This window comes from Pseudomonas sp. GM79, from assembly GCF_000282495.1.
Classification (GTDB): domain Bacteria; phylum Pseudomonadota; class Gammaproteobacteria; order Pseudomonadales; family Pseudomonadaceae; genus Aquipseudomonas.
Window position 1 is genome coordinate 181,994 of the sequence record NZ_AKJE01000076.1, and the last position, 23,251, is coordinate 205,244.

Consider the following 23,251-nt stretch of genomic DNA (forward strand, 5'->3'; position numbering starts at 1 on the left):
TGCCCGGTGTGACGGCGCACCCTAGAATGCCCCGATGCGCGATGATCTCTCCCTTCTGCTGAACTCCCTCAACGATGCCCAACGTCAGGCTGTAGCTGCCTCTGTGGGTCGTCAGTTGGTCCTGGCCGGTGCTGGCTCCGGTAAAACCCGAGTGCTGGTGCACCGTATTGCCTGGTTGATCCAGGTCGAAAACGCCTCGCCCCACTCCATTCTGTCGGTGACCTTCACCAACAAGGCCGCTGCCGAGATGCGTCATCGCATCGAGCAGCTGATGGGTATCAACCCGGCCGGCATGTGGGTCGGCACCTTCCACGGCCTGGCGCACCGCTTGCTGCGGGCGCACTGGCAGGAAGCCGGCCTGAGCCAGACTTTCCAGATTCTCGACAGCGACGACCAGCAACGGCTGGTCAAGCGGGTGATCCGCGAGCTGGGTCTGGACGAGCAACGCTGGCCGGCCCGACAGGCCCAGTGGTTCATCAACGGGCAGAAAGACGAAGGTCTGCGCCCACAACATATTCAAGCCAGCGGCGATCTGTTCCTGGCGACCATGCGCAGCATTTATGAAGCCTATGAGGCCGCGTGCCTGCGCGCCGGCGTCATCGATTTCTCTGAACTGCTGTTGCGCGCCCTCGATCTGTGGCGCGATCACCCGGGCCTGCTCGCCCATTATCAGAAGCGCTTCCGGCACATTCTGGTGGACGAATTCCAGGACACCAACGCCGTGCAGTACGCCTGGTTGCGTCTGCTGGCCAAGGGTGGCGACAGCCTGATGGTGGTCGGCGACGACGATCAGTCGATCTATGGCTGGCGCGGCGCGAAAATCGAGAACATTTATCAGTATTCCGACGACTTCCCCGATGCCCAGATCATTCGTCTGGAGCAAAACTACCGCTCCACAGCCGGGATCCTCAAAGCCGCCAACGCCCTGATCGCCAACAATACCGGGCGCATGGGCAAAGAGTTGTGGACCGATGGCGGCGAAGGCGAAGCAATCAATCTGTACGCGGCGTTCAACGAACACGATGAAGCACGCTACGTGGTTGAAACCATCGAAAGCGCGCTGAAAACTGGCTTGGCTCGCAGCGATATCGCGATTTTGTACCGCTCCAACGCCCAATCGCGCGTTTTGGAAGAAGCCTTGCTGCGTGAGCGCATTCCATACCGCATTTATGGCGGTCAGCGCTTCTTCGAACGGGCTGAAATCAAGAACGCCATGGCGTACCTGCGTTTGCTGGAAGGCCGTGGCAACGATGCGGCCCTTGAGCGCGTGATCAACGTTCCGGCCCGTGGCATTGGCGAAAAAACCGTCGAAGCCATACGCGATCATGCGCGCCACAGCCATGTGTCAATGTGGGAAGCCATGCGTCAGCTGGTGGCGAACAAAGGCCTGACCGGTCGCGCTGCCGGTGCCCTTGGGGCATTTATGGAGCTGATCGAGAACCTCGCCGCCAAGTGCATGGAAATGCCGCTGCACTTGATGACCCAAACCGTGATCGAGCAATCGGGGCTGATTGCCTACCACCAGGCGGAGAAAGGCGAGAAAGGCCAGGCCCGGGTAGAAAACCTTGAGGAATTGGTCAGCGCCGCGCGTAACTTCGAAAACCCGGAAGAGGATGAAGAGCAGTCGCCATTGGCGGCGTTCCTCGGTCACGCCTCGCTGGAGGCCGGAGACACCCAGGCCGACGAACACGAAGACAGCATTCAGTTGATGACCCTGCACAGCGCCAAGGGCCTGGAATTCCCTTACGTGTTCCTGGTGGGCATGGAAGAAGGCCTGTTTCCGCACAAGATGAGCCTGGAAGAACCCGGCCGTCTTGAAGAGGAACGCCGCCTGGCCTACGTCGGTATCACCCGGGCGATGCAGAATCTGGTGCTGACTTATGCTGAAACCCGACGCCTGTACGGCAGCGAGACCTACAACAAGGTGTCGCGTTTCGTACGTGAAGTGCCGAAAGGCCTGATTCAGGAAGTGCGGCTGTCCAACAGCGTCAGCCGCCCGTTCGGCGGTGGCCAGCAGCAGAGTTCCAGCAGCCTGTTCGGCGGCAGCGAGATCCCGGACACCGGGTTCAGCCTCGGTCAGACCGTGCGGCATTCGGTGTTCGGCGATGGTGTGATCCTGAATTTCGAAGGCGCCGGCGCTCAGGCGCGGGTGCAGGTGAACTTCAGCGAAGGCAGCAAGTGGTTGATGCTGGGTTACGCCAAGCTGGAAGCGGTATAAAGCCCGCCGCAGGGCTTTTCTGTGGGAGCGGGCTTGCTCGCGAAGGCAGCGCTACGGTGTATCAGAAACACCGTGTCATCGTTCTTCGCGAGCAAGCCCGCTCCCACAGGTTGATCTGATGAAATTACCAAACCTCCTACAGAACCTATCCACTCGTCCTACAGACCAAAGTTAACAAGTCTTATTGCGTGACCGGAGGCTGAACACTACCTGTCAGGCAAAAGCCCGAAACACTCTGCCGCTAGCCAGCAACACTTCAGCTGTGCAACATGGCGCGCGTGCCTTCCACAAATTGGGAATTCCCTTTATGAAACGTTTTCTTAGCATCGCCATGGCGTTGTGCATTGGCCTGACGATGAGCCTCGACGCCAATGCCGCCAAGCGCTTTGGTGGCGGCAAGAGCTCCGGCGCTGCGCCGACTCACCAGACCAGCCAAATGGCTCCTTCTTCTGCTGCAGGCGGCGCTGCTGCCACTGCGGGCGCGGCCGGTGCTGCTGGCGCCGCCACCAAGGCCAGCGGTGCTTCGCGCTGGCTCGGCCCTCTGGCCGGTATCGCCGCCGGTGGCCTGCTGGCCTCCATGTTCATGGGCGACGGCTTTCAGGGCATGCAGATCTTCGACATCCTGATCATGGCGGTCATCGCCTTCCTGGCCTTCCGTTTCATCGCCGCCCGTCGTCGCAAGCAGCAGGAGCATATGGCTCCAGCCGGCGCGCCGATGCAGCGTGAAGTGTTCGAACAGAAACCAACAGCCATGGGTTCGATCTTCGGCGGCTCGGCAGCACCGGTTGCCGCTCGTCCGGTGATCAACGCGCCGGCCTGGTTCAATGAACACAACTTCATTGAAGCGGCCCGCAACCACTTCCAGTCCCTGCAGCAACATTGGGACGCCAACGAAATGGACAAGATTGCCGAGTTCGTGACTCCGCAACTGCTGGAGTTCCTCAAGCGCGAACGTGCCGATCTGGGCGACGGCTTCCAGTCGACCTACATCGACAACCTCCAGGTACAACTGGACGGCGTTGATGACCGTGCGGACAAGACTATCGCCACCCTGACCTTCAGCGGTGTGTCGAAGTCCTCGCGCTTTGATCAGGGCGAAGTGTTCAGCGAAAGCTGGAACATGGAACGTGCACAGGGCGAAAACCAGCCTTGGCTGGTGGCCGGTATCCGCCAGAACGGCTGATCACTTCCCGCGTTTCACCTGTTGTAATAAAACCCCGGCCTCGGCCGGGGTTTTCTATTTCGCGGTTGCATCTATAGCGAGCTACTGTATAAACCGCCCCAACTAAACCGCGCCATCAAGCAAGAGGATCCCGGACGTGGAAGAAATCATCGAACAACTGCGTGAAGCCAACGAACCGGTACCGGTCCCCTTGGAATTGCCTGACGAAGATCAGATTGTGGAAATCGAAGAGCAACTGTTCATCGACATCCCATTCGTCTTCAGAGAATTTTTGCTGACCGTCAGCGACGTGGTCTACGGCAGCCTGGAGCCGGTGACCGTCACCGATCCGCAGTCCCACACCTACCTGCCGGACGTTGCCGCCAACGCCTGGGATGCTGGCGTCGATCGCAGCATGATTCCGATCTGCCAGGACGGTGACAATTATTACCTGGTCGAAGAAGACGGCACCGTGGTGTTGTGGCTGGCTGAGGAAGAGTTGCTCGCCGAAGAAACCTGGGAATCGGTATGGCACTGGGCGCGGGACGTCTGGCTGGAAAGCTGATTTACCCTGATGCATCGCGTGTTCAATGCCCGGACGATTCCTTGTGATTGTCCAGCGTTTCCAGCAAAGCCACCTGCATCCGCGTATGCACGCGGATGAACCAGCGCCAGAGCAGCGCCGCCACCGCGGCCGCGACTATGACGATCAGCACCAGCAACTTGTTGGTCGGCAGAATACTGGCCGACAAGGCTGTCAGCAGCAGGAAAATCACTAACAGCGAGAGTATCGGGATCACTTCGGCGATCACCCGACGCACTCGCTGTGTGTGGCGGCCGGCCATTTCCGGTTTCACACCCATCTCTGCCAGCAGCATCGACAGCGCCTTGAGCTTACGATAGGCGGCGATCAGGAACGGCAGTGACAACAGCAACGCCCCGCCCCAGATCAACGCTTTCTGCCAGCTCGGGTCGCTGACCCAGGCTTGCAGGTAAACGGACATGCGCTCGGCGAAGAACGCGCCCGAGAGAAAGATCGCAATCACCAACGCCAGATTCACACCTACCTGCAACAGAATCCGCCGGATCATCGACGCCAACAGTGCGCCCTCGCCCTGAGGCTGAATGCTGCGCAGCCATTCGCCATACATCCCCAGCACACGGCTCAGACGCTGCGGCATCACTGCCGCAAGCTTGATCGACAGCGGATCGGCCGCGCGGATCAGATACGGCGTCAACAGCGTGGTGATCACCGAGACGGCCACCGCCACCGGGTAGAGAAAGTTGCTGGTGACCTGCAGCGTCATGCCCAACGCCGCGATGATGAAAGAGAATTCGCCAATCTGTGAAAGCCCCATCCCCACGCGCAGTGAGGTGCGTCCGTCATTGCCGGCGATAAAGGCACCGAGGCCGCAGGACAACATCTTGCCCAGCACCACTGCCACCGTGATCACCGCGATCGGCCAGGCGTATTGCAGCAGGATCATCGGGTCGAGCATCAGGCCGATGGCGACGAAGAAAATCGCACTGAACAAGTCGCGAACCGGCTCGATCAACTGCTCGATCTTCAACAGTTGTCGCGATTCAGCCATGATCGCACCAATCAGGAACGCGCCCAGGACCATGCTGTATTCAAGTTTGACCACCAACAGGCAGAAGCCGAAACACAGGCCCAGTACGGTGATCAGCAGCATCTCGTTGCTGTCGAACTTGGCCACATAGGCCAGCAGCCGCGGCACCAGCAGAATGCCAATAACCAGTGCGACAATCATGAACAGTGAAAGCTTGCCGACCGTGGAAAACACTTCTCCGGAACTGACGGTTCCGCTGACCGCGATGCTCGACAGCAACGCGATGATGCCAATGCCGAGGATGTCTTCGACGATCAGCACGCCGAAGATCAGCTGTGCAAAACGCTCGTTCTTCATCTTCAGGTCGTTGAGCGCCTTGACGATGATGGTGGTCGAGGAAATCGCCAGGATCGCGCCGAGGAACAGCGAGTCCATGGTATTCCAGTCGAACCAGCGGCCGATTTCATAGCCGATCCAGATCATCAGGACGATTTCCAGGAACGCTGCGATGAACGCCGTGGCACCGACCTTGAACAGCTTGCGCAGGCTGAACTCCAGCCCCAGGCAGAACATCAGGAAAATCACCCCGAGTTCGGCGAGGGTCTTGATGGTTGCTTCATCGTGGATCAGGCTGAACGGAGGCGTGTGCGGGCCGATTATGAAGCCGGCGACGATATAGCCGAGCACCACCGGTTGTTTGAGACGATGAAAGAGCACGGTCACCACACCCGCGATCAACATGATCACTGCCAGATCCTGAATGAAACTGATGGCATGCATGGCGTAGGCTCCTTGGAGTGGCCTTTCGAAGGGTAACACCGCGACTTCTGGCAGAAAGGCGGTGCAATATATGGAAACAGATCGATCCGGGAGTGACGGCGACCATCCGCCCGGCGTCCCGATAACTGTTGGTTTGAAAAACCAAGCACCCGCAGAGGTGTAACCCCGAATCCTGCCTTGAACCCGTGAGTACGTTATGGAACCCGGAAACGCCCAGCTGTCGATGACGGTATTGATGACCCCCGACATGGCCAATTTCTCTGGCAATGTCCACGGCGGCACCCTGCTCAAATACCTCGATGAAGTGGCCTACGCCTGCGCCAGCCGCTATGCCGGCCGCTATGTGGTGACCCTGTCGGTGGATCAGGTGATCTTCCGCGAGCCGATTCACGTCGGCGAACTGGTGACCTTTCTGGCGTCGGTCAACTACACCGGCAACACCTCGATGGAGGTGGGCATCAAGGTCGTGACCGAGAACATCCGCGAGCGCTCGGTGCGTCACACCAACAGCTGTTTCTTCACCATGGTCGCGGTGGATGACCAGCGCAAACCGGCCGCAGTCCCACCGCTGCAACCGCAGAACAGTGAAGACAAGCGTCGGTACATGCAGGCGCAGCAGCGTCGGCAGATTCGTCAGGAACTGGAAAAGCGTTATCAGGACATCAAGGGCGACGCCTGAGCTATTCAGTCAGTTTGACGGTGCTCATTAGATCGTCTTCGCGAGCAAGCCCGCTCCCACAATGGATCTTCAGTGCACACAGATTTCGTGTACGACAGAGAGCCAGTGTGGGAGCGGGCTTGCTCGCGAATGGGGTCGACGAGAAGCTCAGAGGCTGATCGCCGTCGCTTCGAACCGCACCCGCGGATGGGCGATCCGGTCCTGCGCCCGCACCAGTTCCAGCTCATAGCTGGCGCAGGCCTGGGTTTCCAGCATCACTTCATGCACCGCCGCCGCGGTGAATTCGAAGGCACTCACCAGACTGTCACCCAGCAGCACGCGTGCCAGGAACAGCCCGGCAGTCAGATCGCCAACGCCCACCGGCTGACGCGGAAACGCCAGCAGCGGCCGACGCAGGTGCCAGCTGCCTTCGGCGGTCACCAGCAACATCTCGAAGCCATCCGCCAATTTGCCGGGATAGTCCAGATGCTTGACCAGCACCGCCTTCGGACCGCGCGCCAACAGCGCTCGCGCCATGGCCAGGCAATCGAACAGTGACTGCGCCTTGCGCCCCGAGAAGCTGTTCAGCTCCAACTGGTTCGGGCACATGAAGTCAGCCACCGCTGCCGCCTCTTCCAGCAGAAAATCGCTGACCTCGGCTGGAACGGTGCAGCCCTTCTCCGGATGGCCCATCACCGGGTCGCAGAGGTATACCGCTTGGGGATTGATCGATTTGATTCGTTCCACACCCGCGAGAATCGCCCGGCCCTGGGCCGCGCTGCCGAGGTAGCCGGACAACACGGCATCGCAATTGCCCAGCTCACCAATTGCAGCGATTCCTTCTACCAATTCCGGAATCTGATGCGGAGCCAGCACTTCCCCGGCCCACTGGCCATATTGCGTATGGTTGGAGAACTGCACGGTATTGAGCGGCCACACGTTCACCCCGACCCGCTGCATCGGGAAAACCGCGGCGCTGTTGCCAGCGTGGCCGAACACCACGTGGGACTGGATGGCGAGCACATGGGGCGTACGTTTCATGCGGTGAGTTTTCCGTCAAACGATTGAAATTCGAGCCGCGCAGTATGCGACTAAACGCAGCCTGTACGACAGACCGGCGACGCAGTTAAGCTGGCACTATCTTGTTGGAGCACCCTGTTGATGCTGACCCTCGGAAATATCTTCGTGCTGATGCTGCTCGCCACCGGTGGCGCGTGGTTGTGGCACAACCACGGCTTGCGCGAACGTGCGCTGGAGCGGGTCATGCAGCATTGCGCCAAGCTTCGGATCGAGCTGCTGGACGGCAACGTAGCCTTGAAGAAGATCGCCTTCATTAAAGACGCCAATGGCCGTCGGCGCCTGGCCCGTGTGTATAACTTCGAATTCACCGTGACCGGCGAAACCCGCCACACTGGCACCATCACTCAGTTCGGCGCCCACAGCGCACAGATCGAGCTCGCGCCCTACCCGATGCCGTTCGACGACACTCCGCCGGTGGTCGATATCGCGAAGCCCAGAGCCGAGGTGATTGAACTGAGCCAGTGGCGGCAAGAACACACCAAGTGGCGGCCTTGAAGGTAGTTGTTGTCAGTTAAATCCATTCGCGAGCAAGCCCGCTCCCACATTTGATCTGTTGTGCTGCACAACTTGTGTGCACATCACAGTCCCTCTGTGGGAGCGGGCTTGCTCGCGAAGAGGCCTTCTCAGGCGGTGAAAAAATCAGCTAGTTCGCTTGAACCCTGCACCCCACCAGCCCCTCCTGCAGCTCTTCAACAGCCTGCTGCTCACTGAAAATCAGCTCAATACGCGAATCCCGACGCCATTCGCTGGGTTGCCAATCCAGTAACGAGTTATCCAGCGCATTGGCCGACACCCAACCCTCAACGCTGTGGATAACCAATTTCGCCCGCCGCCATTCAAGGCGCTCAAGCCACTCCCCGATCAATACGGAGTCGAATACCTGACTCGGATGCCACCGCCATCCAACGCTCCAGCCACCCTCCTGCGCCTGACTCAAGCAAATTGGCAGCGTGGGGTCGGTCCAGATGGCCGGCATCTGCGCCAATCCCTTGGGCATGACAAAGTTATCCACCCCCCCGACAGCCTGAGCCCCGAGCCCCGGCAACTCACTCAATGGCAAAACCGCTTGCTGCGTCCAGTACAAGGGACGTTTCGGCAACCGCGCGGCGATTCGCTGGCGATCACTATCGTCGAGGCCTTCTGCCTTGTTCAGCAACAGCAACCCGGCACTGTCCAAGGCTTGCTGTTGCGCCGCAGGCAGCGGTTTTCCGGCCGCGAGCGCCCGGGCATCCAGCACCAGCACGCACGGCTGCACCGCCAGGACACCTTGCCACGGCGCCTCACTCAATTGCCGGAGTAACTGCGCCGGATGCCCTAGCCCGGAGGGTTCGATGAACAGTCGATCCGGTCGTGCCTTGCGCAGCAACCGCCCGAGGCCGATCTGAAACGGTGCACCATTGACGCAACACAAACAGCCCCCGGCCACTTCCCCCAGTGCGATACCATCGGCATCCTGGGTCAACAGCGCGGCATCCAGACCGATCTGGCCGAACTCGTTGATCAATACCGCCCAGCGCTCACCCGCGGGCCGTTGCGCCAGCAGGTGCTTGATCAGGCTGGTCTTGCCAGCGCCTAGCGGGCCGGCAATGACGTGGGTGGGAATGTTCTGCAACATGGTCGAGGTTTTCTGAGGAGGTAAAGAATGCGGTTGATGGGATGGTCGTTGCTTCTGGCGCTCACGTCGGGCGAAGCGCTGGCTCAGGCCTGCGTGGTGCACAGCACGGCTGAGCGGCTCGACGTGAAGGTCTGCCAGCAAAACCGCAACATCCCGGAAAAACTGTTCGCCGACGGATTCTGCCAGCCGAATCTGCCCGGGCAGAAAGTCGAAGTGCAGTACGTCGACCAATGCCCTACCGGCGCGTTCGGGGTGTGCAGCAACGCTCAAGTCGCCAATATGCCCTACCGGCAGGATATTCACTATTACGGCGTGGCCACCGATGCGGCGTATTTGAAGCCGTTTTGCGAAGCCCAGAGCCAGGGAACCTGGCTCAAACCTTGAGCGGCTAGCTCAGCCAGTCAAGGGTCAGGATCAAACGACGCTCTCCCGGCGCTGGTTGCGGCGAACGGTGGATCAAACCGAAGCCTTCGTTGCCGTGCCACTTCTCCCCTTTAAGCAACGCCACTTCGCCGCTGGTGATTTGCTGGATCAGCGACTCGTCCGGCGGTTCGGCCTCAGGTTTGCCTAATTGCTGGCGATCCATCGCCCCTTCTTTCAGCCATTGGCTGCCGATACCTGCGTAGGTGGTGATCAACCGCACGGGCACGTGATCGACGTGGAAACGCGGGCACATGGCTGTGTCCAGAACCCGCAGGCGCAGGCCGATACGCTGGGCGCCCAACAGGCAAGCGAAAGCGCTGACCAGCCAGGAAATATCGGCGATAAAGCCTTCGTAGCCCTCAAGGTCGCTGAAGCCTGAGGCTAAACCGTGGAGATTGGGTTCGGCGTCATCGCCGGGCATTTCCAGGGACAGTGACTCGGCCAGCGGCTCGTTCAGGGACAACAACAAACGACCGAAATCGGCAATGTGCGCCGGGAGTTGGCGTTGCCAGAGGGCGAGGTTCACGCCGTCGTCCAGAATTCCGGTCAGCGCTTTGGGCGTATCACCTTGAACCTGACGAATGACCGGTCGCAGCTTCAGACTGGGCGCCAACATCAGGCGGCCGCCTCTTCGTGCCAAGGACCGAACGGATCGGGCAGTAACTGCCAGCCCTCGACGCCCAAGGCCATTTCAGCATCCGTCAGCAGGCAGTTATCGAGTTCGGCGGCGAGTTGCGCAAAGTCGATGTTCTGGCCGATAAACACCAGTTCCTGGCGGCAATCACCGGTGGCGGCCGTCCAGTTTTCCATGATCCCGGCGGTGCTTTCTTCGTCTTGCGGCCACTGGTTTTTCGGCACGAAACGCCACCAGCGCCCGGCAAAACCGTGGCGCATCAAGCCGCCGGCCTGGGACCAGCTGCCAGCATCCCTGTGTTTGCTGGCCAGCCAGAAATAGCCCTTGGAGCGCAGCAATTTGCCGTTCACCCACGGACGATCGATGAAGCTGAAGAAGCGTTGTGGATGAAACGGTCGCCGCGCCCGATAGGCCGTGGAGGCGATACCGTACTCCTCGGTTTCCGGCACGTGTTCACCGCGCAATTCCTGCAACCATCCCGGCGCCTGAGCGGCTTTTTCGAAGTCGAAGCGCCCGGTGTTGAGGATTTTCTTGAGCGGCACTTCGCCCATGACCATCGGAATGATTTCCGCCTGGGAATTGAGCCGTTCAAGGATCGCGATCAACTCTTGGCGCTCGTTACTGCCGATCAAATCGATCTTGCTGATCAGGATCACGTCGGCGAATTCGATCTGCTCGATCAACAGGTCAGTGATCGAGCGTTCGTCCTCCTCGCCCAGGGTTTCGCCACGGGAAGCGAGGCTTTCGGCGGCTTGATAGTCGAGCAGGAAGTTCATGCCGTCGACCACGGTAACCATGGTGTCTAGCCGCGCTATGTCCGCCAGGCTCTGCCCTTCTTCATCGCGAAACGTAAAAGTTTCCGCTACGGGCAAAGGCTCGGAAATCCCCGTGGACTCGATCAGCAGGTAATCGAAACGACCGTCTCTGGCGAGTTTGCTGACTTCTTCGAGCAAATCTTCCCTCAAGGTGCAGCAGATGCAGCCGTTACTCATTTCCACGAGTTTTTCTTCGGCACGATTCAAGCTGACATCGCGCTGAACTTCGCTGCCATCAATGTTGATCTCACTCATGTCATTGACGATCACCGCGACACGCAAATTTTCGCGATTACGTAGTACGTAATTAAGAAGTGTACTTTTTCCGGCACCGAGAAAGCCCGACAGGACGGTCACGGGGAGACGATTGGGCATCAGGTATTCCTCATCAGGATGTGGCCGGTCAAATCGCCCGTTGATGGCGTTCGCGCAGCTCTTCACGTTCTTTGGCTTCAATACACAAAGTGGCGGTGGGTCGCAGCAGCAGGCGCTTGAGACCAATCGGCTCACCGGTTTCGCGGCACCAGCCGTACTCGCCGCGAGCCACGTGCTCGAGGGCTTCGTCAATCTTGTCCAGGAGCTTCTTTTCCCGCTCCAGCAGGCGCAGTTGCCACTGGCGCTGTTCTTCGGCGCTGCCGATATCGGCGGGATCGCTGTGGGGTTCCTGCTCGCGTAACGCGTCGAACTCGCCGGCAATGCGCTCCTGCAGCTCGCTGCGCTGAGCCAGCAACAGCTCGCGAAAGAAACCTTGCTGGGCGTCGTTCATGTAATCGGCGGCGGGTTGAGCGAGGAGTTCTTGTTCAGTCATGGCGGTGAATCATCAGAGCGGGTGTATTTTTATGTTATAGTATAACAATGCAAATAAGCCACTCCCCTCTTGTTACTCACGACAAAGGGCACGATGCTTTAAACCGTCCGCCCTTTTGAGAAATGCCATGGGAAACGCCCTGAAACTCTCGCTATTGAGCCTTTCGCTGCTGATTGCGGTCGATGCCTGGGGACAAATCCCGAGTCTGGCCAACTGCACCCGCAGCGCCAATCTGCTGGCCTGCGTAGATGCCGACGGCAATGCCTACAGCGTTAACACTGTCGGTAGCACGATCTATCTGCGCGGCTTCGAAGTAGCCGGCAAACGCCAATGGGCACAAACCAACAGCCGCTACGGGCAACTGACATTCTTCACGGGCATCACATCCGATGGTGAAGCCTGGGTCGGTTACAACCGCCGGGTTGGCTGGACAACCATCAATCGGTTTTCCAGTTCCGGCGGCAGCAGCGGCAAGTTCACGTGTAGCCGGATGACCGGCTGCTAGGCCTGCATCTTCTTCTGTTCCTGTTGCCAGGCGATGTAGCTGTTCACCGGTGGGTTCTTCTGAAAATAGCGCTGCAAACCTTCGAACAAACCATCCGCCACGGCTTGTTGATGACGGGCAGTCACCAGTCGCTGGCTGTCGCGGGGGTTTGAGATGAAGCCGGTTTCCACCAGAATCGACGGCACATCCGGAGACTTCAATACAGCGAATCCCGCTTGTTCCACGCGCTTCTGATGCAGTGTGGTGATGCCTGCCAGGCTGCCAAGCACCGTACTGCCCAGTTGCAAGCTGGCGGCGATGGTGGCATTCATCGACATGTCGAGAATCACCCCGGCGAGCATCGGATCCTTATCCTTGAGATTGAGCAGGCTGGTGGCACCCAGCAGGTCTGCACCGTTCTCCCGTTGCGCCATGAAACGCGCCGTGGCCGAGGTCGCGCCGCCTTCGGACAGGCAGTACACCGACGCACCTGAAGCGGTGAGACGCGGCGCCGCGTCCGCATGAACCGAGATGAACATGTCGGCATTGTGCTTGCGGGCGATCTCCACGCGTTTACGCAGCGGGACGAAGAAGTCGTCGTTGCGCACCAGTTTCACGTCGAAGCCCTTCTCGCGCTTCAGCCGCTTGGCCAGCAATTGGGCGATCGACAGCACCACGTCTTTTTCCCGCTCACCTTTGGCACCGACCGCGCCCGGGTCTTTGCCACCGTGACCCGGGTCGACCACCACGATGATGTCGCGCTTGGGGTGAGCCTTGGCGGGGACGGGTTCAGGTTTTTCCGACGGCACCGCCGCAATCTGTAGCGGCGCGGCGGTCTTCAGATCGAGCACCAATCGGTGCCCCTGCCCGTCCTGGGGCGGCAGCAGGAAACTGTTGAGCTGCACCGGGCCGCTGAGGTCGAGGACAATCCGCGTATCGCCCCGACCGAAATGTCCGGAGCGGATTGAGCGAATCACCGTATTGCTGAGTGCTAACTGACTGAAATCGCCACTGAGATTGGCGCCACTCAGATCAATGATCAGCCGCTGCGGAGCGCTCAGGGAAAACGTCTTGTATTGCACCGGCCCGCTCAGATCGAACACCAGTCGCAGCTTGTCGTCCGAACGCCACAGTCGTGCATTGCGAATTTGCGTGGCCGACACACCAAAGGGTAAAGCGAAGGCCGCGCTGGCCAGAATCAGGTTGAGCAAGTGACGTCTGTGCATGGTGAAAGCCTGCTCACGAAAAAGGCATCGTCGATTTAATTGTTATAATATAACATGCCAAATCAACTCCCACGATGGACCTGCTCATGAATGCGCTGACTCTGCCGGATATCGCCGCGCAGGCCTCACGCCAAGCCCTGCCACTCGATTGGGTGGGCATGTGCGGCATTGCTCTTCCTGTTTTATTCGATGGCCAGCGACTGAGCGCAAAGGCCGACGCTGGCGTTAGCCTCGACGATGGAGAGGCGCGCGGCATCCATATGTCGCGGCTGTATCTGGCGTTGGAAATGCTTGAGCAGGAAAACCTTTCGCCCGCGTTATTGCGGCGAGTCTTGCAAAATTTTCTCGAAACCCATGAAGGACTTTCCCGCAACGCTTACCTAAAAATTCACACCGATCTATTGCTCAAAAGACCCGCGCTCATCAGTCCGCTAGCCGGTTGGAAAACTTATCCGGTGAGCATCGAAGCCAGTTTGAAAAACGCGATGTTCCACGTGGAACTAAAAATCGATGTTCCTTATTCCTCAACCTGCCCGTGCTCAGCGGCACTTTCGCGGCAGTTGATTCAACAACAATTCGTGGATGACTTTGCCAACAAGTCGCTGCAACACGCCGACGTTCTGGCTTGGCTCGGTTCCACGAAAGGCATCGTCGCCACGCCGCATAGCCAACGCAGCAATGCGCGATTGCAGTTGCGTCTGGACGATTATCTGGATGACCTGCCGCTGATCGCCGCGATCAACGATGCGGAAGCAGCCCTCGGCACCGCAGTGCAAACCGCCGTGAAACGCGCCGATGAACAAGCCTTCGCCCTCGCCAATGGACAGAACCTGATGTTCTGCGAAGACGCCGCTCGACGCTTGAACCTGGCCCTGAAACGCTCCGCCGGAATCAACGCCTTTCACGTGCGAGTCGTTCACGCCGAAAGTCTTCATGCCCACGATGCTGTCGCCGAAAGTCGCTGGAATTGGGAGGCCGCATGATCCAATGCCAAGCCTTGCGCTGGGGCGCACCCGGTCAACCGCTCACTCCGTCGGTGGATTTCCAGTTGCCCAAGGGAAGTCTGACCGCTGTCATCGGTGCCAACGGTTCGGGTAAAACCAGCCTGCTGAAAGTCATCGCCGGTCTGCAAAAGCCACTGGCTGGAAAAGTCATCATTGATGTTCCACGCAAAGGCGGCCTTTCGTTCCTGCCTCAGCAACAACATCTGGATCGGCAGTTCCCCATCAGCCTGCAAGAGTTGGTGGCCGCAGGTTTCTGGGGCAGCAAGCAAACTCCGGAAATTCGCAGCCAACGCCTCAAGTCTGCGCTGGAAGACTGGTGCCTGAGTGGCCTGGAACATCGCCCATTGATGGCTCTCTCCGGGGGCGAATTGCAGCGTGCCCTGCTCGCCCGGTTGAGTCTCGCCGAAGCCCCCTTGCTGCTGCTCGACGAACCCCACGCCGCACTCGACGAACTCGGCCAGGCGCTGCTCTGGAAACACATCCATGTCTGGCATGCCGAAGGTCGAACGCTGGTGGTGGTGTGTCATGACCTGGCCGCCGTGCGCCAACACATCCCCCAAGCCCTATTGATCAAAAGCAGCGGCTGCGTCCTCGGCCCCAGTACCGATCTGATTCGCCAACAACCCCAGACGCAGGTGGCTTGATGATCGCTGCCGCTCAGCTTTGGCAACCGTTCCACGAATTCGTATTCATGCGCCGGGCGTTGCTTGGTGGTCTCGTTCTGGCGTGCAGCACAGCACCGCTTGGGGTGTTTTTGATTCTACGGCGCATGAGCCTGATCGGCGACGCGGTGGCTCACGGCATCTTGCCGGGCGCCGCATTGGGCTTCTGGTTCGCCGGGTTGAGTCTGCCCGCGTTGACCATCGGAGGCCTCGGCGCTGGTCTGAGCATGGCCGGACTGGCGGCCTGGATCACCCGCCGCACCGGCCTGCGGGAAGACGCGAGCCTGGCCGCGATCTACCCGATATCGCTGGCCAGCGGCGTGCTGATCCTCGGCATTGCCGGCAAGCGACTGGACCTGTTGCACCTATTGTTTGGCTCGGCGCTCGCGGTCGATGGGCCGACCTTGACCGGCATGATTTGGGTCTCGGGCTTCAGCCTGATCGCCATGGCCCTCATCTACAAACCCCTGTTGCTGGACACCCTCGACCCGCTCTTTCTGCAAACCGTCAGCCGCCTCGGGCCACTGGCTCACGGGGTATTTCTGACGCTGGTGGTGCTGAACCTGGTGATCGGTTTCCAGGCCATCGGCGCCCTGATGGTGGTCGGTTTGATGATGTTGCCGGCCGCAGCTTCTCGCTTCTGGAGTCGTCGCTTGCCGGTACTGATGGTCATCGCCGCGCTGCTCGGCTGCCTCTCGGTCTGGTTCGGCTTGTTGCTGTCGTTCTACTACTCACTGCCCAGCGGCCCGGCGATCGTGCTGGTGGCTGGCGGTTTGTATCTGCTGTCCGTGGTGTTCGGTCCGGTGCACGGCTTGCTGCGCCGCCCGCCTTTGCTCACATCCCAATGAGGTGTAACCCGATGCGCGCTTTACTCGTGCTGTTCAGTTTGATGCTGTCGATGTCGCTGTCTGCCGCGGAAAAACTCCAGGTAGTCACCAGCTTCAGCATCCTCGCCGACATGACCCATCAGGTCGGCGGCGACCATATCCAGATCACCAACATGGTCGGGCCGGACGCCGATGCCCATACCTACGAGCCGACTCCGGACGATGCCAAGGCATTGCTCAAGGCCAGACTGATCATCAAGAACGGGCTAGGTTTCGAGCCATGGCTGGACCGTCTGGTGACCAGCACCGAGACCAAAGCTGCGGTCATCAGCGCCAGCCACGGTGTCATTCCACGCTCGCTGGATGAAGACGGCGAAACCATTCCCGACCCGCACGCCTGGCACAACCTGGCGAACACCGAGCTGTACATCAGCAACATCACCAAAGCGCTGATCGCCGCCGACCCTGCCAACAAAACCGACTACGAACACAACAGCCAGGCCTACCTGAAAAAGATCTACGCCTTGCTCGCCGAGGCCAAAGCCAAGCTCGGTTCGCTGCCGCCGGGTAACCGCAAAATCGTGACCTCCCATGACGCCTTCGGCTATCTCGGTCAGGCGTACGGCATCGACTTCATGGCACCTCAAGGACTGTCTACCGAACGTGAACCGTCGGCCGCCGAAGTCGCTGCGCTGATCACCCAGATCCGTCAGGCCAAAGTCAAAGCGGTGTTCATGGAAAACATCAAGGACGCACGCCTGCTCAAGCAAATCGCCGATGAAAGCGGCGCGCATATCGGCGGGACGCTGTACTCCGATGCCCTCGCGGCGACCGGCCCGGCCAGCACGTTCGCCGGGTTGTTCGAATACAACCTCAACACCCTGTACAACGCGTTGAGCAAGCCATGATCCGCAAGAATCCTTCAGGCGATCTGCCGGCGATTGCAGAGTCCGCGTACGTGGATAAAACCGCCATCATCTGCGGCAAAGTGGTGATCGGCGAGAACGTGTTCGTCGGTCCCTATGCGGTGATTCGCGCCGACGAAGTGGATGATTCGGGCGAGATGGAGCCGATCACCATCGGCGCCAATTCGAACATCCAGGACGGCGTGGTGATCCACTCCAAGTCGGGGGCGGCGGTGACCATCGGCGAGTTCAGCTCTATCGCCCACCGCTCCATCGTGCATGGCCCCTGCACCGTCGGTAATCGCGTATTCATCGGGTTCAACAGCGTGCTGTTCAACTGCGCGGTGGGCGACGGTTGCGTGGTGCGGCACAACTCGGTGGTCGACGGTCGTGACTTGCCTGAAGACTTCTACGTGCCCTCCACCACGCGCATCGGCCCCAACACTGACCTGTCGCAGTTCCCACCGGTGAGCGTCAGTGCCTCGGAGTTTTCCGAGGATGTGGCGCGCACCAACGTTGATCTGGTGCGCGGCTACAAAGCCCTGCAGAACGAGTTCTGACCATGAGCAGCGTGTTGATTCGCAACGCCCGGCTAGTGAATGAAGGTCGTGAATTCGACGGCGATCTGTTGGTGAGCCACGGTCGCATCGTCAAGATCGCCAGCAGCATCGAAGGTGAAACGGCCACCGTGGAAATCGACGCCAACGGCCAATGGCTGCTGCCGGGCATGATCGATGACCAAGTGCATTTCCGCGATCCCGGAGCGCCGGACAAGGGCAGCTTCCATACCGAATCCAGGGCTGCAGTGGCTGGCGGTATCACCAGTTTTATGGACATGCCCAACACCTCCCCGGCCACCCTGACCCTCGCCGCGCTGGCCGACAAGAAGCGTCGAGCGGCGACGAGTTCAGTGGCCAATTACGGTTTTCATTTCGGCGTGAGCAACGACAATCTCGATACCGTCGCCGCGCTCAATCCTTGTGAGGTGGCCGGAGTCAAAGTGTTCATGGGCGCCTCCACCGGCAACATGCTGGTGGACGACCCACGGATACTCGAGCGGCTCTTCGCCGAAGTACCGACCATTTTGTTGGCCCACTGCGAACACACGCCGAGCATTGAGGCCAATGCCACGAACCTGCGAGAACTGTTCGGCGAGCAACTTCCGCCCGCCGCCCACCCGCTGATCCGCAACGCCGAAGCGTGCTTTCGTTCCTCCTCAATGGCCGTTGATCTGGCCAGGCAACACGGCACCCGACTTCACGTTTTACACTTGAGCACGGCCCGCGAACTGGCGCTGTTCGAAGACCAGCCGCTGGCACAGAAACGCATCACCGCCGAAGTCTGCCTGCACCACTTGCTGTTCGATGATCGCGACTACCCGAGCCTTGGCAACCTGATCAAGTGCAACCCGGCGATCAAGACTCAGGCCGACCGCGATGCTTTGCGCAAAGCATTGTTGAGCAATCGACTGGACGTGATCGGCAGCGATCACGCGCCTCATACCTGGGTCGAAAAACAGCGACCCTACAGCCAGGCGCCGTCCGGTTTGCCATTGGTGCAACACGCCCTGCCCGCGTTGCTGGAGCTGGTGTCCGATGAGATATTGCCGATCACCACCCTCGTGACCAAGACCAGTCACCGGGTCGCCGATTTGTTTGCCATCCCCGATCGCGGCTACCTGCGCGAAGGCTATTGGGCAGATCTGGTATTGATTAAACCCGAGCCCGGTGGCGTTGCGGTTTCCCGGCAGCCGATCCTTTCGCAATGTGGCTGGACGCCCTTCACCCACCACTGTTTTCGCCACAGCGTCACCACTACGCTCGTGTCGGGGCAAATTGCCTGGCACGACCAACGTCTTAATGACAGCTGCCAGGGTTTACCCCTACGGTTTATGCGCTAGCGCGCGTTATCGAAAACATTCGAGAACACGATCATGATCCACATCACCCTGCCCGATGGTTCATTGCGTGAGTACGATCAGCCGCTGACTGCGTATGAAGTTGCCGCAAGTATCAGTCTCGGGTTGGCCAACGCGGCGGTGGCCGGTCGGGTCGACGGCGTGTTGGTGGACTGTGGGTTCCTGATCGAGGGCGATGCCCGGGTCAGTATCGTCACACCCCAGGAGCCCGATGGTCTGGAGATCCTTCGCCGGTCCTGTGCGCTGATGTTGGCCATGGCCGTCAAACAGCTTTTTCCGCACGCGCAATTGCGGACCGGATCGTCGCTAGGTGACGGTTTCTTTTATGAGTTTGCTTTCCAGCGCTCTTTAACTCTGGCCGAGCTGCCAGTTATCGAAGCGCGCATGCATGCACTGGCGGCGACCAACCATTCGATCCGCCGGGAACCAGCTCCCCAGGCGACGTCAACTGAACGGTTATCGCTGTATCGCTTGGGGGATTTTGAAAGTTTCGCAACAGGCCCGCATGTTCCCACCACCAAGGTATTGCAAGCATTCACTCTGGACCATATCAGCGGCACGTCGCAGCAACGGATCTACGGCACGTGCTGGTCCAGCCAACAGGAGCTGGACACCTGGCGAGCGCCGCCGCAGGTGATGGTCGTGAACATCGATGAACGTCAGACCGCTTATGCGCACTCAGTAACCCAGGCACTGCGCCGCCGCGAACTGCGGGCCAACTCGGACCTGCGTAACGAGAAAATCAGCCACAAGATTCGCCAGCACAGCCAGAAAGTGCCGTATCTGCTGGTAGTGGGAGAGAAGGAAAAGGAAGGCGGGTTTGTCAGCATGCGCAGCGGCAGTGGAGAGGATTTCGGGGAGAAAGGGATTGAGGCGGTGTGTGAATTGTTGAATCCGCCCAAGATTCAAGGTGACTAAACGGACGTCATCGCGGGCAAGCCCGCTCCCACAGGGATCGCGTATGACCTTGTGGGAGCGGGCTTGCCCGCGATGCTTTTAGGCTCTTGGCTTCACTGTGCCGCAATCCTGGCCCAACCACACAGCGCGAGTATCGAGGCTACCCTTCTGCTGAATGCCGGTGGCGTTGAACGTGCCGTTGACCTTGGTGGTGAACTCACGATCGCTGAGGAATGTGGCGACACCCGCACCTTGCGCTTTCGGACAGCTGAAACGGAATTTCCACTGGTTGCCGGTACGTTCGGTGATTTGCTGCTTGCAGCCCGATTGTGGGTCCGTCAGCGGAATGTTGTCGGTCTTCACCTGCTCGGGCGTCAGGCACGCCCGAATCCCTTTGCCGCCCATAGTGATGCCCTGCTTCTCCAGCTGCGCGCGCTGTTCAGGGGTCATCTGACTCTGTATCTGACCTAGGATCAGCTGCAGATCGGGCAGGTTCTGGTCATCGACCTTCATGTTGCTTGAAGTCATTTCCCACAAGCCCGGCTGCAACATCTGCGCCTGAGCAGCCACAGGAAGTGTCAAACCAAACGCAATGGCCAAACCCAGCAGACGAACGTTCATCGAGTAACTCCTGATCATTAGTGGCCGTTAGACGTCAGCCACGGGCTTCGGTTCAGGGGCCAATTAAATAGCGACATTCTGCCCGGAACATGGTCTGTTAAGCATTGAATCTTCAGGAGCAAGGCTGCCCCATGGATTATTTTGGACCGCATGTTTTCGGTTATCTGATCGCAATCCTGCACACGCTGGGTTCGATTGCCGCCATCCATGCCGTATTGACCGTTCGGACCGCTCAGGGCTCGATCGCCTGGGCTCTGTCACTGCTGTTCATTCCCTACCTCACGCTTATCCCTTATCTGGTCTTCGGCCGCAGCACCTTCGACGGCTATATCAAGGCCCGGCGGCAAGCCAACGAGGAAATGCGCAAGGCCATCTCCGAGCTGAACTGGCGCCCCTGGGTAGAAGAAGCACTGGCTGCTCGAGCCTCCAGCGCCTACGCGTCTTTGAGGGCCATGCCGAAACTGGGGCGCATGCCGTGTCTGGCGAATAACGAAGTACACCTATTGATTGATGGCCAAGCCACCTTCGATGCGATTTTCGACGCCATCAGCAATGCCCGGCAAGCCGTGCTGATCCAGTTCTTCATCATCCACGATGACCGCCTCGGCCAACGCCTGCACACCTTGCTCACCAGGAAAGCTGCCGAAGGCGTGGCGATTTACTTGCTCTACGACCGCATCGGCAGCCACTCCCTGCCCCACAGTTACGTGCAACCGTTGCGCGATGCCGGTATCGAGGTCAAAGCCTTCGCCACCCGCAGCGGCTGGCTCAACCGCTTTCAGGTCAATTTCCGCAACCACCGCAAGATCGTCGTGGTCGACGGGATTGTCGGTTTTGTCGGCGGGCTCAACGTCGGCGACGAATACATGGGCGAAAAACCACCCCTGGCGCCATGGCGCGACACCCACGTGCAAGTGCGCGGGCCGGTGGTGGCCTGCATGCAGGAGTCCTTTGCCGAAGACTGGTTCTGGGCGGCCCGTTCGCTGCCGCCGTTGATCCTGCCGGAGGTTTATCCAGATCACGGCGTGCTCTGCCAATTGCTGGCCACCGGCCCGGCGGATTCCTACGAAACCTGTTCGCTATTCTTCGTCGAAGCCATCCATGCGGCGACGGAGCGGGTGTGGATCACCACCCCTTACTTCATCCCCGACGAAGCGGTGTTCGCCGCGTTACGACTGGCAGTATTGCGTGGTGTGGATGTACGGATTCTGTTGCCGTCGCGGGCGGATCACCGGATCGTCTACGCCGCGTCCAGCCTTTACGCCTTCGAAGCAGTACGTGCTGGCGTGCGCTTGTTCCGTTACCAGCCGGGGTTCATGCATCAGAAAGTGGTGCTGATCGACAGCGAAATCAGCGCCATTGGCAGCGCCAACATGGACAACCGTTCGTTCCGGCTGAATTTCGAAGTAATGTTGCTGACGGTCGACAGTGCATTTGCTGCCGAAGTGGAACAGATGCTCAACGATGACTTCGCCCAGGCTCACGAAATCGCCAAAGAAGAAGGCCGGGAGACCCACCGTCTGCAACAGATCGGCATGCGGATCGCCCGGCTTATTTCACCGATTCTTTAAGGGTTGTAAATGTCGTCGCGGGTCCAGGGCAGTTCATGGCTGCCATCGGGATGGGTTTTCACCGCGAGAATTTGATGCAGGTTGATCCAGCCTCTGGCAAAGGCATAGGCGCACCCTGCCAGGTACAACCGCCAGATCCGTAAAGCCTGTTCTGGCACCAGTTTGCCGGCGGCTTCCAGATTGTCTTCCAGGCGTTCGCTCCAGTGGTCCAGGGTTCGTGCGTAATGCAGGCGCAGGCTCTCGACATCAACGATTTCCAGCCCCGCTTCGCTGATCTCGGCGGAGATCATCGACAGATGCGGCAGCTCGCCGTTGGGGAACACGTACTTCTCAATGAATTCACCAGCGCCGCGCCCAACCGGACGACCATCGGTGTGCTTGGCGGTGATCCCGTGGTTCATCACCAGGCCACCCTCTTTCACCGCGCCGAACAAGGTTTTGCAGTACTCGGACAGGTTCGCGTGGCCAACGTGTTCGAACATGCCGACGCTGACCACCTTGTCGAAGCGCCCGTCCTGCGGCAAATCGCGGTAGTCGAGCAGTTGCAGCTCGATCTGATCCTCCAGGCCTTCGGCTTTCACCCGTTCACGGGCCAGCGCCAATTGCTCCTTACTGAGCGTGATCCCGAACACCTTCGCGCCGAACTCACGAGCGGCATACCGCGCCAACCCGCCCCAGCCGCAACCGACATCCAGCAGATACTCGCCTGGTTGCAACCGCAGCTTGCGGCACAGGTGGCGAAACTTGGCTTGTTGAGCTTGTTCGAGGGTTTCACTGCCGGTTTCGAAATAGGCGCAGGAGTACGCCATGTCGCTGTCGAGCCACAGTTGGTAAAACGCGTTGGAGAGGTCGTAGTGGTAGGAGATGGCTTTGGCATCGGTTTCCTTGTCGTGTACCGAGCGCACCGGTTGCTCATCTTCGTCCTCGTTGATCAGCGCCTGACTCCACTCGTCGCAGACACGAATCACATCGCTGATAGAGCCTTCCAGCTCCAGCTTGCCTTCGACAAACGCCGCCCCCAACGCGTCGAGGCTGGGATGGGTGAACTGGGTAACCATGTGTGGGTCCTTGACCACAATGGTGACGCTGGGCGTCGGCCCCAGATTGAACTCATGGCCGTCCCAGAGTCGCAAGCGAAGCGGTAATTGCAGATTCTGTAAGGCCGGTGGAAGTTGCGCGAGCATGAAAAGTCCCCCTTGTTTCAGACGTCAAATCTGAGGGTAGACCATCCTTGAAAAATAGCAGGCTATCGAATTAATAGCCTTTTTCTATTCCCGGTATTGCCTGCAACACTGAAACCATCCAACGGGCGATCGTTGAAAATGACCGCCTTACCCTAGATGACTACAAATCCGGCACACAGTTCTGAAAA

24 protein-coding genes are annotated in these 23,251 nt (G+C 59.4%); 15 read left to right on the top strand and 9 right to left on the bottom strand.

The features are described from left to right. The first annotated feature begins 34 nt into the window (after window positions 1-34). The 3 genes from uvrD (at window position 35) to PMI36_RS09585 (ending at window position 3,945) form a co-directional block, all read left to right on the top strand. Entirely contained in the window at window positions 35-2,218 is a 2,184-nt protein-coding gene (gene uvrD, locus PMI36_RS09595; RefSeq protein ID WP_008073566.1) for a DNA helicase II, read from the top strand. A 307-nt stretch (window positions 2,219-2,525) separates the two neighbouring features. Next, window positions 2,526-3,401, top strand: coding sequence for a Tim44 domain-containing protein (locus PMI36_RS09590; RefSeq protein ID WP_008073568.1), 876 nt, complete (start codon window positions 2,526-2,528; stop codon window positions 3,399-3,401). Between the two features lie 136 nt (window positions 3,402-3,537). Next, the gene (locus PMI36_RS09585) at window positions 3,538-3,945 is read left to right on the top strand and encodes an SMI1/KNR4 family protein (protein WP_008073570.1); all 408 of its coding nucleotides are present in this window, start codon (window positions 3,538-3,540) and stop codon (window positions 3,943-3,945) included. A 22-nt stretch (window positions 3,946-3,967) separates the two neighbouring features. Here the strand turns inward: PMI36_RS09585 and PMI36_RS09580 are convergent, their stop codons facing one another. Next, entirely contained in the window at window positions 3,968-5,731 is a 1,764-nt protein-coding gene (locus PMI36_RS09580) for a cation:proton antiporter (protein ID WP_008073572.1), read from the bottom strand. A 196-nt stretch (window positions 5,732-5,927) separates the two neighbouring features. Between PMI36_RS09580 and PMI36_RS09575 the strand changes: the two genes are divergently transcribed. Next, window positions 5,928-6,410, top strand: a complete 483-nt coding sequence (locus PMI36_RS09575) for an acyl-CoA thioesterase (protein WP_007896533.1) — start codon at window positions 5,928-5,930, stop codon at window positions 6,408-6,410. Window positions 6,411-6,557: 147 nt separating this feature from the next. Here the strand turns inward: PMI36_RS09575 and pdxY are convergent, their stop codons facing one another. Beyond that, a complete protein-coding gene (pdxY, locus tag PMI36_RS09570; RefSeq protein ID WP_008073573.1) occupies window positions 6,558-7,430 on the bottom strand; it encodes a pyridoxal kinase PdxY in 873 nt (290 codons plus the stop codon). Window positions 7,431-7,550: 120 nt separating this feature from the next. Here pdxY and PMI36_RS09565 point away from each other — a divergent pair, with 120 nt between their 5' ends. Further along, on the top strand, window positions 7,551-7,964 hold the full coding sequence (locus PMI36_RS09565; RefSeq protein ID WP_007896535.1) for a DUF3301 domain-containing protein: 414 nt from the start codon (window positions 7,551-7,553) through the stop codon (window positions 7,962-7,964). Between the two features lie 148 nt (window positions 7,965-8,112). Here the strand turns inward: PMI36_RS09565 and PMI36_RS09560 are convergent, their stop codons facing one another. Beyond that, window positions 8,113-9,084, bottom strand: coding sequence for a CobW family GTP-binding protein (locus PMI36_RS09560; RefSeq protein WP_008073574.1), 972 nt, complete (start codon window positions 9,082-9,084; stop codon window positions 8,113-8,115). A gap of 27 nt (window positions 9,085-9,111) precedes the next feature. Here PMI36_RS09560 and PMI36_RS09555 point away from each other — a divergent pair, with 27 nt between their 5' ends. Continuing rightward, entirely contained in the window at window positions 9,112-9,468 is a 357-nt protein-coding gene (locus tag PMI36_RS09555) for a hypothetical protein (RefSeq protein ID WP_008073576.1), read from the top strand. 4 nt (window positions 9,469-9,472) lie between these two features. Here PMI36_RS09555 and PMI36_RS09550 read toward each other — a convergent pair whose 3' ends face one another. The 3 genes from PMI36_RS09550 to dksA are packed head-to-tail and all read right to left on the bottom strand — an operon-like array spanning window position 9,473 to window position 11,764. Continuing rightward, complete coding sequence (locus tag PMI36_RS09550; RefSeq protein WP_008073578.1) at window positions 9,473-10,123, bottom strand: DUF1826 domain-containing protein; 651 nt, start codon at window positions 10,121-10,123, stop codon at window positions 9,473-9,475. Then, the gene (gene zigA, locus PMI36_RS09545; RefSeq protein ID WP_008073586.1) at window positions 10,123-11,331 is read right to left on the bottom strand and encodes a zinc metallochaperone GTPase ZigA; all 1,209 of its coding nucleotides are present in this window, start codon (window positions 11,329-11,331) and stop codon (window positions 10,123-10,125) included. The genes PMI36_RS09550 and zigA overlap by 1 nt, the downstream gene beginning before the upstream one ends. Window positions 11,332-11,359: 28 nt before the next feature. Then, window positions 11,360-11,764 (bottom strand): RNA polymerase-binding protein DksA, encoded by a 405-nt coding sequence (dksA, locus tag PMI36_RS09540; protein ID WP_008073587.1) that lies wholly within the window; start codon window positions 11,762-11,764, stop codon window positions 11,360-11,362. Between the two features lie 127 nt (window positions 11,765-11,891). Between dksA and PMI36_RS09535 the strand changes: the two genes are divergently transcribed. Continuing rightward, complete coding sequence (locus tag PMI36_RS09535) at window positions 11,892-12,269, top strand: hypothetical protein (RefSeq protein ID WP_008073588.1); 378 nt, start codon at window positions 11,892-11,894, stop codon at window positions 12,267-12,269. Here the strand turns inward: PMI36_RS09535 and PMI36_RS09530 are convergent. Further along, window positions 12,266-13,474 (bottom strand): N-acetylmuramoyl-L-alanine amidase, encoded by a 1,209-nt coding sequence (locus PMI36_RS09530; RefSeq protein ID WP_008073589.1) that lies wholly within the window; start codon window positions 13,472-13,474, stop codon window positions 12,266-12,268. The two genes, PMI36_RS09535 and PMI36_RS09530, sit on opposite strands and share 4 nt — an antisense overlap. A gap of 86 nt (window positions 13,475-13,560) precedes the next feature. Here PMI36_RS09530 and folE2 point away from each other — a divergent pair, with 86 nt between their 5' ends. The 7 genes from folE2 to PMI36_RS09495 are packed head-to-tail and all read left to right on the top strand — an operon-like array spanning window position 13,561 to window position 19,708. After that, window positions 13,561-14,457, top strand: coding sequence for a GTP cyclohydrolase FolE2 (gene folE2 / locus PMI36_RS09525; protein ID WP_008073590.1), 897 nt, complete (start codon window positions 13,561-13,563; stop codon window positions 14,455-14,457). Further along, entirely contained in the window at window positions 14,454-15,122 is a 669-nt protein-coding gene (locus PMI36_RS09520) for a metal ABC transporter ATP-binding protein (protein WP_008073591.1), read from the top strand. Before folE2 ends, PMI36_RS09520 begins: the two co-directional genes overlap by 4 nt. Continuing rightward, the gene (locus PMI36_RS09515) at window positions 15,122-15,988 is read left to right on the top strand and encodes a metal ABC transporter permease (RefSeq protein WP_008073592.1); all 867 of its coding nucleotides are present in this window, start codon (window positions 15,122-15,124) and stop codon (window positions 15,986-15,988) included. Before PMI36_RS09520 ends, PMI36_RS09515 begins: the two co-directional genes overlap by 1 nt. An 11-nt stretch (window positions 15,989-15,999) precedes the next feature. Continuing rightward, entirely contained in the window at window positions 16,000-16,875 is an 876-nt protein-coding gene (locus PMI36_RS09510) for a metal ABC transporter substrate-binding protein (RefSeq protein WP_008073593.1), read from the top strand. After that, window positions 16,872-17,432 (top strand): gamma carbonic anhydrase family protein, encoded by a 561-nt coding sequence (locus PMI36_RS09505; protein ID WP_008073594.1) that lies wholly within the window; start codon window positions 16,872-16,874, stop codon window positions 17,430-17,432. The genes PMI36_RS09510 and PMI36_RS09505 overlap by 4 nt, the downstream gene beginning before the upstream one ends. 2 nt (window positions 17,433-17,434) lie before the next feature. Then, window positions 17,435-18,772: a dihydroorotase gene (locus PMI36_RS09500; RefSeq protein ID WP_008073596.1), complete on the top strand. Its 1,338-nt coding sequence runs from the start codon at window positions 17,435-17,437 to the stop codon at window positions 18,770-18,772. Between the two features lie 33 nt (window positions 18,773-18,805). Beyond that, the gene (locus tag PMI36_RS09495; RefSeq protein ID WP_008073597.1) at window positions 18,806-19,708 is read left to right on the top strand and encodes a His/Gly/Thr/Pro-type tRNA ligase C-terminal domain-containing protein; all 903 of its coding nucleotides are present in this window, start codon (window positions 18,806-18,808) and stop codon (window positions 19,706-19,708) included. 78 nt (window positions 19,709-19,786) lie between these two features. Here the strand turns inward: PMI36_RS09495 and PMI36_RS09490 are convergent, their stop codons facing one another. Next, the gene (locus PMI36_RS09490; RefSeq protein ID WP_008007839.1) at window positions 19,787-20,308 is read right to left on the bottom strand and encodes a DUF3617 domain-containing protein; all 522 of its coding nucleotides are present in this window, start codon (window positions 20,306-20,308) and stop codon (window positions 19,787-19,789) included. Window positions 20,309-20,439: 131 nt separating this feature from the next. On the opposite strand from PMI36_RS09490, the gene cls reads away from it, so the two are divergent. Then, window positions 20,440-21,879, top strand: a complete 1,440-nt coding sequence (cls, locus tag PMI36_RS09485) for a cardiolipin synthase (protein WP_008073598.1) — start codon at window positions 20,440-20,442, stop codon at window positions 21,877-21,879. Here cls and cfaB read toward each other — a convergent pair. Next, a complete protein-coding gene (gene cfaB, locus PMI36_RS09480; RefSeq protein ID WP_008073599.1) occupies window positions 21,876-23,063 on the bottom strand; it encodes a C17 cyclopropane fatty acid synthase CfaB in 1,188 nt (395 codons plus the stop codon). The two genes, cls and cfaB, sit on opposite strands and share 4 nt — an antisense overlap. Window positions 23,064-23,251 lie beyond the last annotated feature (188 nt).